Source organism: Mesorhizobium sp. M0659, assembly GCF_040320605.1.
Lineage (GTDB): Bacteria > Pseudomonadota > Alphaproteobacteria > Rhizobiales > Rhizobiaceae > Mesorhizobium.
Map to the genome: position 1 here is coordinate 251109 of NZ_JAMYPY010000006.1, position 15217 is coordinate 266325.

Annotated in this window: 9 protein-coding genes and 1 tRNA gene; 2 read left to right on the forward strand and 8 right to left on the reverse strand. The window is 61.7% G+C overall.

What is annotated here, in order from left to right; all coding sequences use genetic code 11:
• Position 1: 1 nt before the first annotated feature.
• The 5 genes from NKI31_RS12835 to NKI31_RS12855 form a co-directional block, all read right to left on the reverse strand.
• Complete coding sequence (locus NKI31_RS12835; RefSeq protein WP_352651753.1) at positions 2-589, reverse strand: hypothetical protein; 588 nt, start codon at positions 587-589, stop codon at positions 2-4.
• Positions 586-1365 carry a DNA-binding response regulator gene (locus tag NKI31_RS12840; protein ID WP_352651754.1) on the reverse strand — a complete coding sequence of 260 codons (780 nt, stop codon included), beginning with the start codon at positions 1363-1365 and terminating at the stop codon, positions 586-588. The genes NKI31_RS12835 and NKI31_RS12840 overlap by 4 nt, the downstream gene beginning before the upstream one ends.
• Positions 1366-2230: 865 nt before the next feature.
• Positions 2231-3592 (reverse strand): integrase, encoded by a 1362-nt coding sequence (locus tag NKI31_RS12845; protein WP_352651755.1) that lies wholly within the window; start codon positions 3590-3592, stop codon positions 2231-2233.
• 129 nt (positions 3593-3721) lie between these two features.
• Positions 3722-3798 (reverse strand) — tRNA-His (locus tag NKI31_RS12850).
• 346 nt (positions 3799-4144) lie between these two features.
• A complete protein-coding gene (locus NKI31_RS12855; RefSeq protein WP_023669330.1) occupies positions 4145-4603 on the reverse strand; it encodes a phasin in 459 nt (152 codons plus the stop codon).
• 324 nt (positions 4604-4927) lie between these two features.
• Between NKI31_RS12855 and NKI31_RS12860 the strand changes: the two genes are divergently transcribed.
• Positions 4928-8932: a PAS domain S-box protein gene (locus tag NKI31_RS12860; protein ID WP_352651756.1), complete on the forward strand. Its 4005-nt coding sequence runs from the start codon at positions 4928-4930 to the stop codon at positions 8930-8932.
• 264 nt (positions 8933-9196) lie between these two features.
• Here NKI31_RS12860 and NKI31_RS12865 read toward each other — a convergent pair whose 3' ends face one another.
• Positions 9197-11167 carry an acetoacetate--CoA ligase gene (locus tag NKI31_RS12865; RefSeq protein WP_352651757.1) on the reverse strand — a complete coding sequence of 657 codons (1971 nt, stop codon included), beginning with the start codon at positions 11165-11167 and terminating at the stop codon, positions 9197-9199.
• Positions 11168-11533: 366 nt separating this feature from the next.
• Here NKI31_RS12865 and NKI31_RS12870 point away from each other — a divergent pair, with 366 nt between their 5' ends.
• Complete coding sequence (locus tag NKI31_RS12870) at positions 11534-13387, forward strand: AsmA family protein (RefSeq protein WP_352651758.1); 1854 nt, start codon at positions 11534-11536, stop codon at positions 13385-13387.
• A gap of 42 nt (positions 13388-13429) precedes the next feature.
• Here the strand turns inward: NKI31_RS12870 and NKI31_RS12875 are convergent, their stop codons facing one another.
• Both NKI31_RS12875 and NKI31_RS12880 read right to left on the reverse strand, forming a co-directional pair.
• The gene (locus NKI31_RS12875) at positions 13430-14248 is read right to left on the reverse strand and encodes an ABC transporter permease (protein WP_023669326.1); all 819 of its coding nucleotides are present in this window, start codon (positions 14246-14248) and stop codon (positions 13430-13432) included.
• Positions 14245-15210, reverse strand: a complete 966-nt coding sequence (locus NKI31_RS12880) for an ABC transporter permease subunit (RefSeq protein ID WP_027049422.1) — start codon at positions 15208-15210, stop codon at positions 14245-14247. The genes NKI31_RS12875 and NKI31_RS12880 overlap by 4 nt, the downstream gene beginning before the upstream one ends.
• Positions 15211-15217: the final 7 nt, after the last annotated feature.

Below are 15217 nucleotides of genomic sequence, written 5' to 3' on the forward strand. Positions count from 1 at the left end.
TTCACTCTCCCCTGGACAGAAGCCTTGATCGATCGGCTTCGGAAACCCCGGCATCTATGAGGACTTGCTCAAAGCTGACCTGTTCTCCGGCTGACGGCTTGCCGTCGGCCTTGAACTGCCTCCCTCCGAAGCCTGAGAATGACTGGTTCATTGCCGCAATCACGTAGGCCATCGGGATCTGGAGCTCGTCCGCGAACACCTGGAGAACGTCATCCGGAACACTCGTTGCGATTACCTTGTGTTCCCTGAAACAAGTCACGACCTGACGTGGAACGCCGAGAGTATGCGCGACGGACCTTCCCTTTTCTCCAGTTAGCTTTGCGAGTGGATCGGAGACTGGGGTGTCGTTCGTGTCGATCGCCGAGAACGCGATCCAAGCCGCGTCGATCCTCGACCTATCGATATCGGAAAGTTCGCACTGGTCGTCGCTATCGTCGCTGGCCGCGAGTATCGAGAAGTCGACAAGCTGCGCTGCGAATTGTGGATACTCGCGTACATACCGGGCGAGCACCTCGGATCCGTGATCGTCTTCCATCATGAATGCATCGAGTACGTCCTGAAGGCCCAGGGGCGGATTGTTGGCCGTCATTGATCATCCCCTTGATTGAACAGAGCCGTGAGCGTCTTGAGCGCCCGCTCTTTATAGTTGCGAACAGAACGATCCGAACAGTTCAGTGCCTTGGCGATGGTCATGATTTCGGGATCGCTCGAGTGAGTAAGCCAACCTTGGAGAAGCAAATGCATGGTCCTGCTTTGTTCCGGTGGCAGGGTACCAATCGCCGCATAAAGCTTTCGGCGGAAAAGCGGATCGGAAGAAAAATCCTCGGCCAGCCGGTCGACCACGACGGTGCCGGAGTCGTTTTCCATGGCAGTGTCGACGTCGTCGAGGCCGACGCTGCGGTTCTCGTCGCGCCACGCCTGCTCCTGGGCATCCAGACGGAGTCGCTTTATGCCGAGGTCGAACCGCACTTCGAAGAAATCCATATGGTCACCGGGCGACTTGCGGTCTTGGGAGACGAGTTCGATGAAGCGGTCGATCGCCTTCTCGCGTATGCGCGCGCGGGTGAGCGAGGTCGTGTTTCCAGGCCTGTCAGAACCGGGAATGGCACGCGAAACCCGGTCGAGCAGGGTCTTATACAACCGTTCGAACCAAGCCTCCGAGTTGTCGCAGCGAGAGGCACGCAAGAAATGCACGAGACACTCGGAGGGAACATGCAGAGGATTGGAGCGATCACGTATCAGCGAACGCTCGAACAACTGGTCACGCGGGAGTCCTTGTAGGTCCCTTAGCAGTCGCTCGATATGCTCAGGACGCTCGTAGACCGTTCCGTCCTTCTTCTTGCGCTTCGTGAGCGGAGCGATCAATTTATTCTCCCTTCGCGGCTAGCCGGCTTCACGACGCCAATCGGAGAGACGCACTGCATCCGGAATCAAAAAACAACAGGGTCGGAAAACTTTCTATATGCCCCTCGTATGCCGTCACCACCTTCGGTAACTCGATACCCGCCCAGGCCATGAATAGCTTCGTTAGCCACGGTGACTATTGCTCGATCTCAGGAGAGTCGATCAACAGCCACAAAGTGCTCGATAGTATCCGTTGCTGATAGAGTAAATACGTCTCCACCGGCGACCCAAGGTTGCTTTTCCACAATTTGGTGTGTGGAGGCCGCGAGATATGATCGCTTTCGGTGGGCACGTCCGGACGTGCAAATTGAACGACACGAGGCGCAAAGCTGCTGTTCGCGTCATAGAAACGGGCGTCGGCTTCGAGTCAGATTAGCCTCTGCCCACTGGTACAGGTCATTACGCCCAACACCGTAGGAAATATCGCGGGGTTTCCGAGTGGGGGGAAAGGCGGTAGCGCTCTTTCGCTACCAACCCCCGACGGCCGGCGCCTGAAACAGCAGGACAATACCGCCTATTTGTACGTCGGGGCCGCCATTTCCCGCTTGGACTGAGGTTACCCCTTCCTCTGCGCTGAAGGCCGGATTACGGCCGAGGCATGCTGAGGTCATCGACTTACAGGATTCCAAAGCCGTGAAGCGGTGTTCGCTCACGTCGCGACCGGTCACCGCGGAGCGCATCGAGCGGGCACTCGATCGCGTCGCGGAGATCATTGTGGTGCGAGGGGACCAAGGTGAGGTATGGCTGCCGTTATATGAGTATCTGGAACGTGCTCTGCGAGACCACATGGCGAAGGAGGAGCGTATGGCGGCTGTGCGCGAACGCGTCACACGATCGAAGGGTCGAACGGAAGCACGATCCTCATAAGCTCTTCGCGCCACATCCTCATGTCGCCACCCTCGCCATATTTCGGACGGTCTATCCTGTGGCCCATCAGCATGCGCCGAAGCTCTTCGTCCAGCCTGCCGTTCTTCATACGGTCTTCGAACGAATGGCGCAGCGAATAGACGGTGTGATCGTCGGTGGGAAACAATCCTTGGCTCTTGAAGTGCTTGTTAAGCAGGCCCGACAGCGAAGCTTCGCGATCTTTGTATCGTGGGAAGCCATTTGGATGTCTCTTGAACACCTCTAGCGCCACACCAACCAGTGGCACTTTGCGCACTGACGAGGCGGTTTTGATCTCTCGCGGATCATCAGGGTCGTCGCGAGGTTCGACCGAGATGTGCGGCACATCGTGATCGAGATTGATAACCCCGGCATGCAAGTTGGCAAGTTCGCTTGGTCTCGCGCCTGTCTCCGCAAAGGCAAGTACGATTCCGCGCGCCTGCTCGTTAAGCGTTGCGAGCGCACCAGGCGCAAAAATCTTGTCCCGAATCCAGTCCGTCGGGAATGGCGGTCGGCTGCGCTTAGACTTGTCGCTAAATGAGAGATCGGCGAAGGGGTTTTTCTGTTCGGGGAAACCGAGATGGCGGTAGTAATCGGCATAGAGAGTTCTCAGGTTCCCCATGTTTCGGTTGCCGGTCGACGCCGACCTGTCTGCCCTGCCAGTTTGGGGAGCGATTCGATCCAGCCAGTATTTGTGCACAACTCGTGCGTCGTCGCGTGTGATCTCACCTATTGGCTTGTCGTCGACCAGGCTGATAAACACATCGACGCTCATCTGACGCTTTGCCTTCCAGCGCTTTTTCTGGTCGGGGCTTTTGGAACGGATTTCGTCGCGGGCAATTTCGTCGAAATAGAGCTTTAGAGCGTCTGATATCCTGTCGTCAGGGCGAGCAACTGCACCGCCGGCCGCGTCGACCGACGTTGATTTGGCGGGTTCTCCGATCGTGCTTTCGATCCTTTGCAGGATCGTATCGAGCGGCTCGGCGACCAGAATCTCGGCAAGCGGCCGATAGACGAATCCCAGTGATTCGGCGCGCTTGATCGCCTGGCTATATCGGGCCCGCGCCGCCTTTGGGTTTTCACCCAGCATCAGCGAAGCCCACAAGGCATTGTCGGCTGCCTCGTGAATGTCGCGGGCCGTGCGCGCTTTTACGCGCTCAGTGGCATCGAGGGCGCGGCGGACAAACTCACCCCGTTCGTCAAGATGCCTGACCTCTTTTGGCACCCGACGTCGGTAGTGGAAGTGATCGCCCCTGAGTTGTAGGAAGCGGTCGGGATCATGCTCCTCGCGTCGCCTGCCCATGCGCTCAACACAGCTTTTGTGTCACAATATGTATCACATTATGTATCACAAAACGCCGCTGACGCGCAAGCGCAACAGGTGATTCGGCAAAATTCTTTAATTGGTTCAGATACTTAGTGGGAAGATTGATGGTACCGTTGGCTGGGATCGAACCAGCGACCTCCGGATCCACAATCCGGCGCTCTAACCATCTGAGCTACAACGGCACGTTCGCCTGAGCCAGATCGTGGTGAAAATTCTTTCTCCGAGATCCGCTCTGTCGTTCGGCGATGCGTCCAATACGGTCTATCAGAGACTAATTCAAGGCCTTTGATAAGGCAAAGCCGGTTCCGCCAACAGGCGCCGGTTTCTTCGGCAAAAGAAAAAGGCCGGCGGGAGGAGGTGCCGGCCTTTTCCTGTTACGAGCCAGCGGGAGGAGGTGCTGGCTGGTCACCCCGGAGAGCAGAGGGAGGAGGTTCCACTCGCCGGGTATTCATTTGGACAACTCTATCGCACACCTATTTGTCTGACGAAATGCGACGTTTTGATGCATCGCAGAGTTGTGCGCAATTATTAGGCGGCTTTGATGTCCTTCAGGGCCTTCTCGAAAGCGGTCTTGACCGGCTTGGAGACGTCTTCGGCAGCCTTCGAAGCAACAGCCTGGAAGTCCTTGGCCTGCTCGACCGTGGTCTCGACGCGCTTGCGCAGGAAGGCGGTCTGCAGTTCGACCACTTCCGACAGCGACTTGGCGCCGATGAGGGCCTCGAGATGCGAGAAGCCGGCTTCGGCATTGGCGCGCAGAGCGGCGATGGTCTTGAGCGACAGGTCGCTGGAAACGGTCTTGGCAGTCTCGAAGGTCGATTCCAGGACTTTCTGGGTCTCTTCGGCGCCGGTCTTCAGCTTGGAGTAGGCTTCCTTCGACTGCTCGACGCCCTTTTCGGCGAAAGCGCGGATCTGATCGGTTGCCTTGGAAGCGTCGAAGCTCGGGAATTCGACGTTTTCGATGGTCTCAGCGGTCTTGGCCTTGGTCATTTTCCATCCTTTCGGGGTAGCGGCTTTGACAAAAAGCCGTCTCGTTCATGTATGATGGCAATATAGCGGTTTTTTTGTGCGATGCAATATCTTTGTTGCAGTGCACCATAAATTTCTTCCCATGCGTCACCCAAGAGGTTATCCAGGGACATTCCGAGAGGCTGTTAACCAAGTGGCCAGAGATTCCACCTGCTTCCCGCCATGGCTTGTGGACCTTCGCCGCGCGGGCTTTTATTAACAAAGCGTTAACTGCAAATTGCCCGCCTTGTAGGTTCGCCAAGAGGGGTTCGCCAAGAGGTTTCACCGAAAGGGTCCGCCAAGCGCATGCCTTCCGAGAACTACTCTTTCCTCGATGTCGCCGTGCTTGATGCGGTTCGCCAGCGCTTCGCCGCCGGCGACGCGATCGCGATTCTGTCGGCCGACCTCGAACAGGTGATCTGGGCCAACGGCCCGGGCGCTGCGGTGTTCGGCTATCCCGACATCGAGGCCATCATCGGCGCCTCGGCACAGCTGCCGCTGATCGCCAGGCGTCAGATCATGGCGACCGCGGGCTTCCCGCAGATCGGCAGCGACCGCGCCATTACGGTACGGCTGGCGACCGGCATCACCAGCCGCGCCGTCGGCTTCCTGGCCAGTGCGGTGACTATGCCGGACGGCGAAAGCGCCATCATGCTGGTGGTGCCGGCAGCGCAGGCCGGCTCGCGCAGTGCTGCCGACATTGCGGCCCGCGCGATCAGCGGCTTTACCGAAGACGGCCATTTCATCGCCTTTGTCGACGCCGCCGGCACTGTCGAGGCGGCTTCGGATGGCTTTGGCGCGCTCGCCATCCGGCCTGAGACGCTGGCCGCGCTTGTCGCCGACGTGGCGAGCCAGGACGACCGCATCGTCAAGCGGCTGGTCCCCGGCGGCGCCACGTCCTATCCGGCCGGCTTCGCGCGCCTGACCGAGTCCAGGCATCTGCTGGTGGTCATCGACGAGGATCAGCTCGGTGAGGAAAATCCTGTCGGCGAGCTGGATGCCGAACCTGCTGCAGCGCAGGTCGACGATGGCCCGGCGCAAGCCGCCGCGGAGAACGCGGTAACGGTGGATGCGGTGGCTGACCACCCCCCCGCAAGCGGGAATCAGGGCGCCCCACTCGCGGCCGCGCCTGATGTCGGGGAGACAGGTCCGGCTGCCACCGAGCATGATGCTTCGGCGTCAACCGATACAAAGGCGGACCATCGCGAGCAGACGACCGGCCGCGAGCAGGCGGCGAATGACAGCGCGCCGGCGCAACATGATCATTGGTACTTCCATGCCGGCGAAGAGCCGCAGGCCGGCGAGCCGGACAGCCCGGCGCAGGCCGAGCCGGACTCTGTTTCCCCGGCCGAGAGTGCGCAGTTGGACAGCAGTGCCGCTGCGCCCGCCCTGCCGTCTGACGCAGCCCCACCGGCTACGCCTCCCGCCAAACGTGAGGTCGACCGCTCGGCGCCGCCGCTGCGCTTCGTCTGGCGCACCGACGCCGACGGCAAGTTCAGCGCGCTGTCGCCGGAATTCGGCGACATTGTCGGCAAAGCCGCCGCCGACGTGATCGGCCGCCGCTTCAAGGACGTCGCGACAACTTTCGGCCTCGACGCCTCGGGCGAGATCGCGGGCCTGCTTGAACGGCGCGACACCTGGTCGGGCCGCTCGGTACTGTGGCCGGTTGCCGGCTCCGACCTGAAGATACCGGTCGATCTGGCAGCACTGCCTGTCTATGGCCGCAGCCGCGCCTTCGAAGGTTTTCGTGGTTTCGGCGTCGCCCGCGCCGGCGATGCGGTGGTCGATCCGGAAGCAATCGGCATGGCGCTGGTCCCCAATGGCGCGCCAGCGGCAGCAGCTGAGCCGGCCCCGGAACAGCCCGTGGCGGAAGCTCCCAAGGCGGCCGATCCGTTCGAGGGCGAAGTGCCGGCGCTGACCATCGTGCCGAAGCAGGAACGTCGTTTTGCCGACAAGGTCATCCGGCTGGCCGAGCATCGGCAGCCCGCCAACGACAAGCAGCCGACAAGCGAGAGGGGCCTGTCGACGCTGGAGCGCAGCGCTTTCCGCGAAATCGGCGAGCGGCTGAAGAGGGACAATCCCCCGCCGGAGCAGCCGGAGACTGCCAAGCAGGCCGAACCGGCCAATCCGGATCAGGTAACGCCAGACCAGGCCAAGGCAGATGAGCTCAAGCCGGATCGTGTCGAGGCGAACCAGGCTGAAACAGCCGCGCCAGCCCGGCGGCCCGCCGAGTTCTCGAGTCCGGGCGAAGCCGGCCCGGCTGCCCTGGCTGAACCATCGGCAACCGCACCCGAAAATGAAACGGCTGAGGCCGAACCGCCGGAAAGCGATGCCGAGGACGAAAAGGATCTCGCGCGGCTTGACGGCGAGCAGCCGGACGACGGCCTTGCGGACGGCGAAGCAGGCGAGGCGAAGGCGCCGACAGTGTCGCGCTCCCTGCTCGACTATGCCGATCCCGAACCAGGCTCCGTCACCGAAAACAGTACGGAAGCAACGTCGTCCAACGACGAACCTGCGCCGGCTTCCGAACCGGATGATACGCAAGCCCAAGAGATCGTGGAGGCCTCAGAGCCACAGCCGGTTGTTGCCGAGACGCCGGCCAATGCCGGTGAAGACGACAGCATGACGTCGGCCGATTTCCGCGATGCCGAGGACAATGAGGATTGGGCGCCGTCCGACGAGGCGACTGACTCGGCCGTGGAAGACGGGGACAAGGCCGGCGATGCGGACACAGTGCCGGCAGAACCACAGCGCCTGAAAGTGCCGCCGCTCAAGCTTGAGGGGTTCATGCCTTCGGCATTCTCGGCCGGAGATGAACACAAGGCCCCTGACACGTCGATCCTCGGCAAGCTGCCGGTGCCGCTGCTCATCCATTCGGGCGACGAGCTTCATTACGCCAATGAGGAATTCCTCGGCCTGACCGGCTATGACACGCTTGAGGACCTGAGCGACGCCGGCGGGCTCGACGCGCTGTTTGCCGATCCCTATTCAGAAATGGCCGGCGAAAGCGACCACACACTCAAACTGAAGACGCGCGAGGGCCAGGAATTTCCGATCGAAGCCATTTTGCGTTCGGTGCCGTGGCGCGCCGGCAAGGCGCTGATGCTGGTGGTGCGACGTACCGGCGATAACGAGCCGCCGATGGTTGCGCATCTCGCAGCCGAGGAGCAGACGCAGCCCGATGTCTCCGAACTCAAAGCGCGCATTGCCGAGATGCGCACCATCATCGACACCGCGACCGATGGTGTGGTGTTGATCGGCCGCGACGGCGACATCCGCTCGATCAGCCGGCCGGCCGAGGCGCTGTTCGGCTTCGACAGCGACGACGTCACCGGTAAACCGTTCGCCTCGCTGTTTGCCATCGAAAGCCAGCGCGCGGCGCGCGACTATCTGAACGGCCTGTCCGAGCCCGGCGTGGCGAGTGTGATGAACGATGGCCGCGAGGTGATCGGGCGCGAGGCGCAAGGGCGCTTCATCCCGCTGTTCATGACCATCGGCAGGCTGCCCAATGACAGCGGCTTCTGCGCCGTGGTGCGCGACATCACGCAGTGGAAGCGGGCCGAAGAGGATCTGACCCAGGCGCGCGCGGTGGCCGAGCGCGCCTCCTCGCAGAAGACCGATTTCCTCGCCCGCATCAGCCACGAGATCCGCACGCCGCTCAACGCCATTATCGGCTTTTCCGAGCTGATGGTGGACGAGAAGTTCGGCCCGGTAGCCAATGACCGCTACCGCGACTATCTCAGAGACATCAACCGCTCGGGCAACCATGTGCTCGATCTCGTCAATGACCTCCTCGACATTTCGAAGATCGAGGCCGGCCAGCAGGAAATGGACTACGAGGCGGTGTCGCTCAACGATACGCTGGCCGAGACGGTGGCGATGATGCAGCCGCAGGCCAACCGCGAGCGTGTCATCATTCGCTCCAGCTTCGCCTCGCGACTGCCAGAAGTCGTCGCCGACCTCAGAAGCGTGCGCCAGATCGCGCTCAACATCCTGTCCAACGCCATTCGCTATACGCAAGCCGGCGGACAGGTGATCGTGTCGACCGCCTATGAAACCTCCGGCGACGTTGTCATGCGGGTGCGCGATACCGGCATTGGCATGAGCCATGCCGAGATCGAGCAGGCGCTGAAGCCATTCAAGCAGATCAATGCGCTGAAGCGCGGGCGTGGCGACGGCACCGGTCTCGGCCTGCCGCTGACCAAGGCGATGGTGGAAGCCAACCGCGCCCGCTTCACCATCACCTCGACGCCGGGCGAAGGGACGCTGGTCGAGGTCGCCTTCCCGTCGACGCGGGTGCTGGCCGAATAGGCCGGCCATTCCCGGGCGAGAATCCCGGACAAAGAAAAGGCGTCCAACAGGACGCCTTAAATGGGATTTGCTGTCACAACGGGGGCTTGAGCGAATCTGATCCTCAGGGGACGAGGAACGGGATTTCTCCCTCAAGTTACGTGCGACTATCGACGCCGGGCCTTAACAACTCCTTACCGGCCGTCCAAAAAATTTACGAATGTGTACCACTCATGAAATCTAGGTAAATTCGACCGACATATCTGGTTAACCATCCCGGCCGCGTCACTCAGCCAGCTGCGGCAGGTTCCTGAACAGCTCCAGCGCCTCTGGATTGGCCAACGCTTCCTTGTTCTTGATGGCGCGGCCATGCACCACGTCGCGCACTGCAAGCTCGGTGATCTTGCCCGATTTGGTGCGCGGAATGTCGCTGACGGCGACGATCCTTGCCGGCACGTGGCGCGGGCTGGCGCCGCTGCGGATCTTGGAACGAATGCGCTTTTCCAGATCCTCGTCCAGCGTCACGCCGGCGGCCAGCCGCACGAACAGCACGACGCGGACGTCATTGTCGAAATCCTGACCGATGCACAGCGCCTCAAGGATCTCCGGCATCTGTTCGACCTGATTGTAGATCTCCGCCGTGCCGATGCGCACACCGCCCGGATTGAGCGTCGCGTCGGAACGGCCGTGGATGATCATGCCGCCATGCGCGGTCCATTCGGCGAAGTCGCCGTGGCACCAAACATTGTCGAAGCGCTCGAAATAGGCGGCCTGGTATTTCTTGCCCTCAGGATCGTTCCAGAAGCCGATCGGCATCGACGGGAACGCTTTTGTGCAGACCAGCTCACCCTTTTGCTCGCGGATCGGCTTGCCGTCATCGTCCCATACATCGACGGCAAGGCCGAGGCCGGGACCCTGGATCTCGCCGGTCCAGACCGGTTGCGTCGGTACGCCGAGCACGAAACAGGAGACGATGTCGGTGCCGCCGGAAACCGAGGCGAGATGTACGTCCTTCTTGATGCCGTCATAGACGAAGCGGAAATCCTCCGGCGACAACGGTGAGCCGGTGGAGGAAATAGCCCGCACACTCGACAGATCATGGCTGCGGATCGGCTTGAGCCCGGCCTTGCGTACGGAATCGATGAATTTGGCCGAGGTGCCGAAAAAGGTCATCTTCTCGGCATCTGCGAAGCTGAACAGCACATTGCCGTCGGGGTGGAAGGGCGAGCCGTCATAGAGCAGCAGCGTGGCGCCCGAGGCCAGGCCCGACACCAGCCAGTTCCACATCATCCAGCCGCAGGTGGTGAAGTAGAAGAAGCGGTCGCCTTCGATGAGTCCGGCATGCAGCCGGTGTTCCTTGACATGCTGGACCAGCGTGCCGCCGGCCGAATGGACGATGCATTTGGGAATGCCGGTGGTACCTGACGAGAACAGGATGTAGAGCGGATGCGCGAACGGCAGCCGCTCGAACGTGACCGCTTTGGCGGTAAAGGGTAACAGCGCCTCTTCGAGCGCCACGGCCTTGTCGATGATCGCTGCGATATCGCGCGAGGTACCGAGATAGTCGACGATCAGGACCTTGCGGACGGTTTCGAGCTTCGCCGCAACGGCAGCGATCTTGTCGGCTACCTCGATTGCCTTGCCATTGTACCAATAGCCGTCCGGCGCAATGAATATGACCGGCTCGATCTGGCCGAAACGGTCGAGCACGCCCTGCTCGCCGAAATCGGGGGAACAGGACGACCAGACCGCGCCGATGGAGGCGGCCGCCAGCATGGCGGCGACGGTTTCCGGCATGTTGGGCATCATCGCCGCGATGCGGTCGCCCTTTTTCACCTTGAGCGACAGGAAAAGCTGCTGAAAGCGCGAGGTCAGCTGGTGCAGTTCGCTCCACGACAGCCGCCGCTCGATCTTGTCCTCGCCGCGAAAGACGATCGCGTCACCGGAACCGGTCTTCTTCAGCAGGTTCTCGGCGAAGTTCAGTGTCGCTTCGGGAAAGAACGATGCGCCGGGCATCTTGTCGCCATCGACGAGCACGGGCTCGCCCGCATCGGTCCCTTTGTCGCCGACAATGCCGCAAAAGTCCCACAGCAGGCTCCAGAAGCCCTCGCGATCCTCGACCGACCAGCGGTGCAGTTCGGCGTAGGAGGCGAAGGATGTGCCGCTTTTGGCCGCTGCTGCCTTCATGAACGCGGTCAGTGGTGCTGCGTCGATCTGGTCTTGCGTCGGGGTCCAGAGCGGTGCTTCGGCAGCCATTATCGATCCTCCTTGAAGCCCGTCGCGTCGCAAGATAGATATGCTTTTGTTTTGATGCACGTCGTTGTCCCGGAACCGCTGCACTCTTCCGGGCGACATGCACTAGCCTCAGCTTTACAGGCGCGCTGTCCCAAAAACGCCGCGCCTCGTAGCAGGCTGAAGCTGCATCGCTTATGCCTACCACCGTGCGGCAGAGCAAGATTTTGTTCCGCTAAACTCGGCCATGTGTGCGCAATTGCCATCGCCGGGCCATAAAGACTTGAAATGCCTCAGCCCTAAGTCGTAGTGACGACTGGAAGGCGTGGTGACAACTGGCGGTTACACCCGTCAGGCGATTTTTATCGGAATGAAAGCAACCGGCGCAATATGCCATCACCTTTGATCCGGCGCGGAATATGGGCGATCGGCGTTGCCGTGCTCGTCATCGCGCTGGTCGTCGCCGCTCTGCCGCTGATTGCCTCGACCCGGATCGTGCGCGATCGCATTGCCTGGGAGATGAGCGCGTGGAGCGGATTCAGGGTCACCATCGCCGGTTCGCCGCGCATCGAGGTGTGGCCGAAGTTCCGCGCCATATTGAGCGACGTCACGCTGTCGCAGTGGACCGAGACCGACGCGCCGCCGGTGATCGAGGCCGAACGGGTCGAGGTCGACCTTTCGGCCATGGCGGCGCTGCAGGGCGATGTGGTGTTTTCGACGGCGCGGCTGGTGCGGCCGACGATCCGGGTCCAGCGCGCCGCAAACGGCATATTCCTGCCCGCCATACCAACGGGCGGACGCATCACCCGCTCCATCGACACGGCGCGCGGCGTGGTCAACGCCGATCCGACGAAGCCGGATCTGAGCAAGCTGCCCGCCGATCCGTTCGGCACCGTGGAATTCAGGGACGGCCGCATGGTCGCCTCCGTCGGCGGCAAGGACGTCGAATTGCTGACCAGCCTGTCCGGCCAGGCGAGCTGGGCAGCGATGAACAGCAACGCGACCTTGTCGGCGACCGGAATCTGGCGCGGCGAGAGCGTCACCGTCGATGCCGCCTCGCCCAAGCCGCTGGTGCTGTTTGCCGGCGGCCCCGCACCGGTCACGTTTTCGTTCAAGGCAGCGCCGGCCAGCTTCTCGTTCGACGGCACGGCCAGCATGTCGCAAAACGCCTATTTCGATGGCCAGGCGAAATTCGCCGCGCCCTCGCTGCGGCGCGTGCTGGAATGGTCGCAGGCCGGCATTGCTCCTGGTACGGCGATCGGTTCGGTCTCGATTTCGAGCAAGATCACGGCGACCGCCGGCCGCGTCAAATTCGAAAACACCGCGGTGACGCTCGACAACAACCCGGGAATGGGGGCGCTGGATTTTTCGTTCGGCGACGCCTTGCCGGTGATATCAGGCACACTCGCCTTTGATACGCTCGACCTCAGGTCGCTGTTTTCGGCCTTCACGCCGCTGGCGCCGACCGGCGAGACCGGTCCCGGCGAAATCGACACCAGCTTCGCCGACCGGATCAATCTCGATCTGAGGCTGTCAGCGGCGCATGCCTCGGCCGGCGCAATCCAGCTTGCCGACGTCGCCGCCACGGCGCAGGTGAAGAACGGGCTTGCCGTCTTCGATATCTCCGATGCGTCGGCCTTTGGCGGCAACGTGCAAAGTAGCCTGCGTTTCGACCGCAAACCGGAGGGCTCGCAGGTCGAGATCCGGCTGCTCGCCTCCGACATTGACGGCGCCGCTTTCGGCACCGCGGCCGGAATGACGCGGCTGGTGCCGGCCAGCACCGGCACTGTCTCGGTCATTCTCAAAGGGCCGGGCAAATCCTGGGACTCGATCTTCGAGAACGCGGACGGCTCGGTCTCTGCGACGTTCGGGCCTGGCGCGCTGAGCGGGCTCAATTTGCCGGCATTTCTGAAGCACACGGAACAGGGCGGCTTCTTCGCGCTCGACGACGTCTCGGACGGGACACTGCCGATGGACGGCGCCGAGCTCAAGGCCACCATCTCGAAGGGTGTGGCAAGGCTGGACAAGGCCGAGGCCAATTCGGCGAAATACAAGGTCTGGCTGTCCGGCATCGCCTCTTACGGCGGACGCGGGCTGGCGCTTTCGGGGGGTGTCACCCAGGCCGACCCGGCAGCGGCACCGGTCAATGGCCAGCAGGGATCCAACCAGTCGTCATTCTTCGTCGGCGGCACCTGGAGCACGCCGTTCATCTCGCCGATCAGCCGCGGCGTCTCAGGCGAATAGGCGGACCCTTACCGGGATCGCCCTATCCCTCGTTTGACGCAATCAACCGCGCTGCGCGGCCTGTTCGTCGAGCTGGCGTTGCACCTCACGCCGCTTGTTGGCGACCGAAGCGATGATGACGCCTACCGCCACGACGGCGATCAGGATGGTGCAGGCGGCGTTGATTTCCGGCGTCACGCCGAGACGCACCTGGCTGTAGATCTTCATCGGCAGCGTGGTGGCGCCAGGCCCGGAGGTGAAGGAGGCGATGACCAGGTCGTCAAGCGACAGGGTGAAGGCCAGCATCCAGCCGGAGACGATGGCCGGCATGATGACCGGCAGCGTGATCTGAAAGAAGGTCTTTACCGGCGTTGCGCCGAGGTCCAAGGCAGCTTCTTCCAGCGAACGATCGAACGACACCAGGCGCGACTGCACGACGACAGCCACGAAGCACATGGTCAAGGTGATGTGAGCAAGCGTCACGGTCAGGAAGCCACGGTCGAGACCGACGGCAACGAACAGCAGCAACAGCGACAGGCCGGTGATGACTTCCGGCATGACCAGCGGCGCAAACACCATGCCGGAAAACAGGATGCGGCCGCGGAAGCGGGTGTAGCGGGTCAAGGTCAGTGCTGCCAGCGTGCCGAGCACGGTTGCCACAGTGGCGGAGATGACACCCACACGCGCGGTCACCCAGGTGGCGTCCATCAGCCCCTGATTGTGGAACAGCGAGGCATACCATTTGGTCGAGAAGCCGCCCCAGACGGTGACCAGCTTCGACTCGTTGAAGGAGAAGACGATGAGCAGCACGATCGGCAGATAGAGAAAGGCAAAGCCCAGCACGACCGAGGTGACGTTGAAGCGGCTCCAGGTGGCGTTCATTTGTCCTGCTCCTGGGCGCGTGCCTGGGCCTGCTGGAAGAGCATGATCGGCACGATCAGGAGCAGCAGCAGGATGACGGCGACGGCCGACGACACCGGCCAGTCACGGTTGGCGAAGAATTCATTCCACAAGGTCTTGCCGATCATCAGCGTCTGCGAGCCGCCGAGCAGATCGGGAATGACGAACTCGCCAACCGCTGGAATGAACACCAGCAGGCAGCCGGCGATGACCCCGGGCAGCGACAGCGGGAACGTGATCTTCCAGAAGGCTGATGTCGGCGGACAGCCGAGATCCTTTGCCGCCTCGATCAGCGAGTAATCCATCTTTTCCAGCGACGAATAGAGCGGCAGCACCATGAATGGCAGGTAGGAATAGACGATGCCGATGAAGATCGCCGTGTAAGTGTTGAGGATGATCAGTGGCTGATTGATGATGTGCAGCGACAACAGCAGCTGATTGAGCAGACCCTCGGGCTTGAGGATGCCGATCCAGGCATAGACGCGGATCAGGAACGACGTCCAGAACGGCAGGATAACCAGCATCAGCAAGGTCGGACGGATCGTCGCCGGCGCGCGGGCCATGCCGTAGGCGATCGGGAAGCCGACGAGCAAGGTCAGGATCGTCGAGACAGCAGCGATGATAACACTGGTCACGTAGGCTTTGAAGTAAAGCGCGTCCTGCGTTAGCCAGACATAATTGTCGACGCTGAGTTCGCGGAAGCGGACAAAGAACCCGGACATGCCATCCCTGAAATCGAGCGCCGGCGTGTAGGGCGGCATGGCGATCGCCGACTGCGACAGCGAAATCTTGAAGACGATGATGAACGGGATGAAGAAGAAGAACAGCAGCCAGAGATAAGGCACGATGATGACGAGCCGGCTGACAAAGCCGGCACCGAGCCGCATCAGGAACGGTTTGGCCGCGGCCGATGGACCGGCGTCGGTGAGTGCAATGTTGGACATGGCCGCC

Bases quoted from the DNA above. Each gene is read 5' to 3' on its own strand.
- NKI31_RS12835 (WP_352651753.1), bottom strand. From the start codon at position 589: ATGACGGCCAACAATCCGCCCCTGGGCCTTCAGGACGTACTCGATGCA.
- NKI31_RS12845 (WP_352651755.1), bottom strand. From the start codon at position 3,592: ATGGGCAGGCGACGCGAGGAGCATGATCCCGACCGCTTCCTACAACTC.
- NKI31_RS12855 (WP_023669330.1), bottom strand. From the start codon at position 4,603: ATGACCAAGGCCAAGACCGCTGAGACCATCGAAAACGTCGAATTCCCG.
- NKI31_RS12860 (WP_352651756.1), top strand. From the start codon at position 4,928: ATGCCTTCCGAGAACTACTCTTTCCTCGATGTCGCCGTGCTTGATGCG.
- NKI31_RS12865 (WP_352651757.1), bottom strand. From the start codon at position 11,167: ATGGCTGCCGAAGCACCGCTCTGGACCCCGACGCAAGACCAGATCGAC.
- NKI31_RS12870 (WP_352651758.1), top strand. From the start codon at position 11,534: ATGCCATCACCTTTGATCCGGCGCGGAATATGGGCGATCGGCGTTGCC.
- NKI31_RS12875 (WP_023669326.1), bottom strand. From the start codon at position 14,248: ATGAACGCCACCTGGAGCCGCTTCAACGTCACCTCGGTCGTGCTGGGC.
- NKI31_RS12880 (WP_027049422.1), bottom strand. From the start codon at position 15,210: ATGTCCAACATTGCACTCACCGACGCCGGTCCATCGGCCGCGGCCAAA.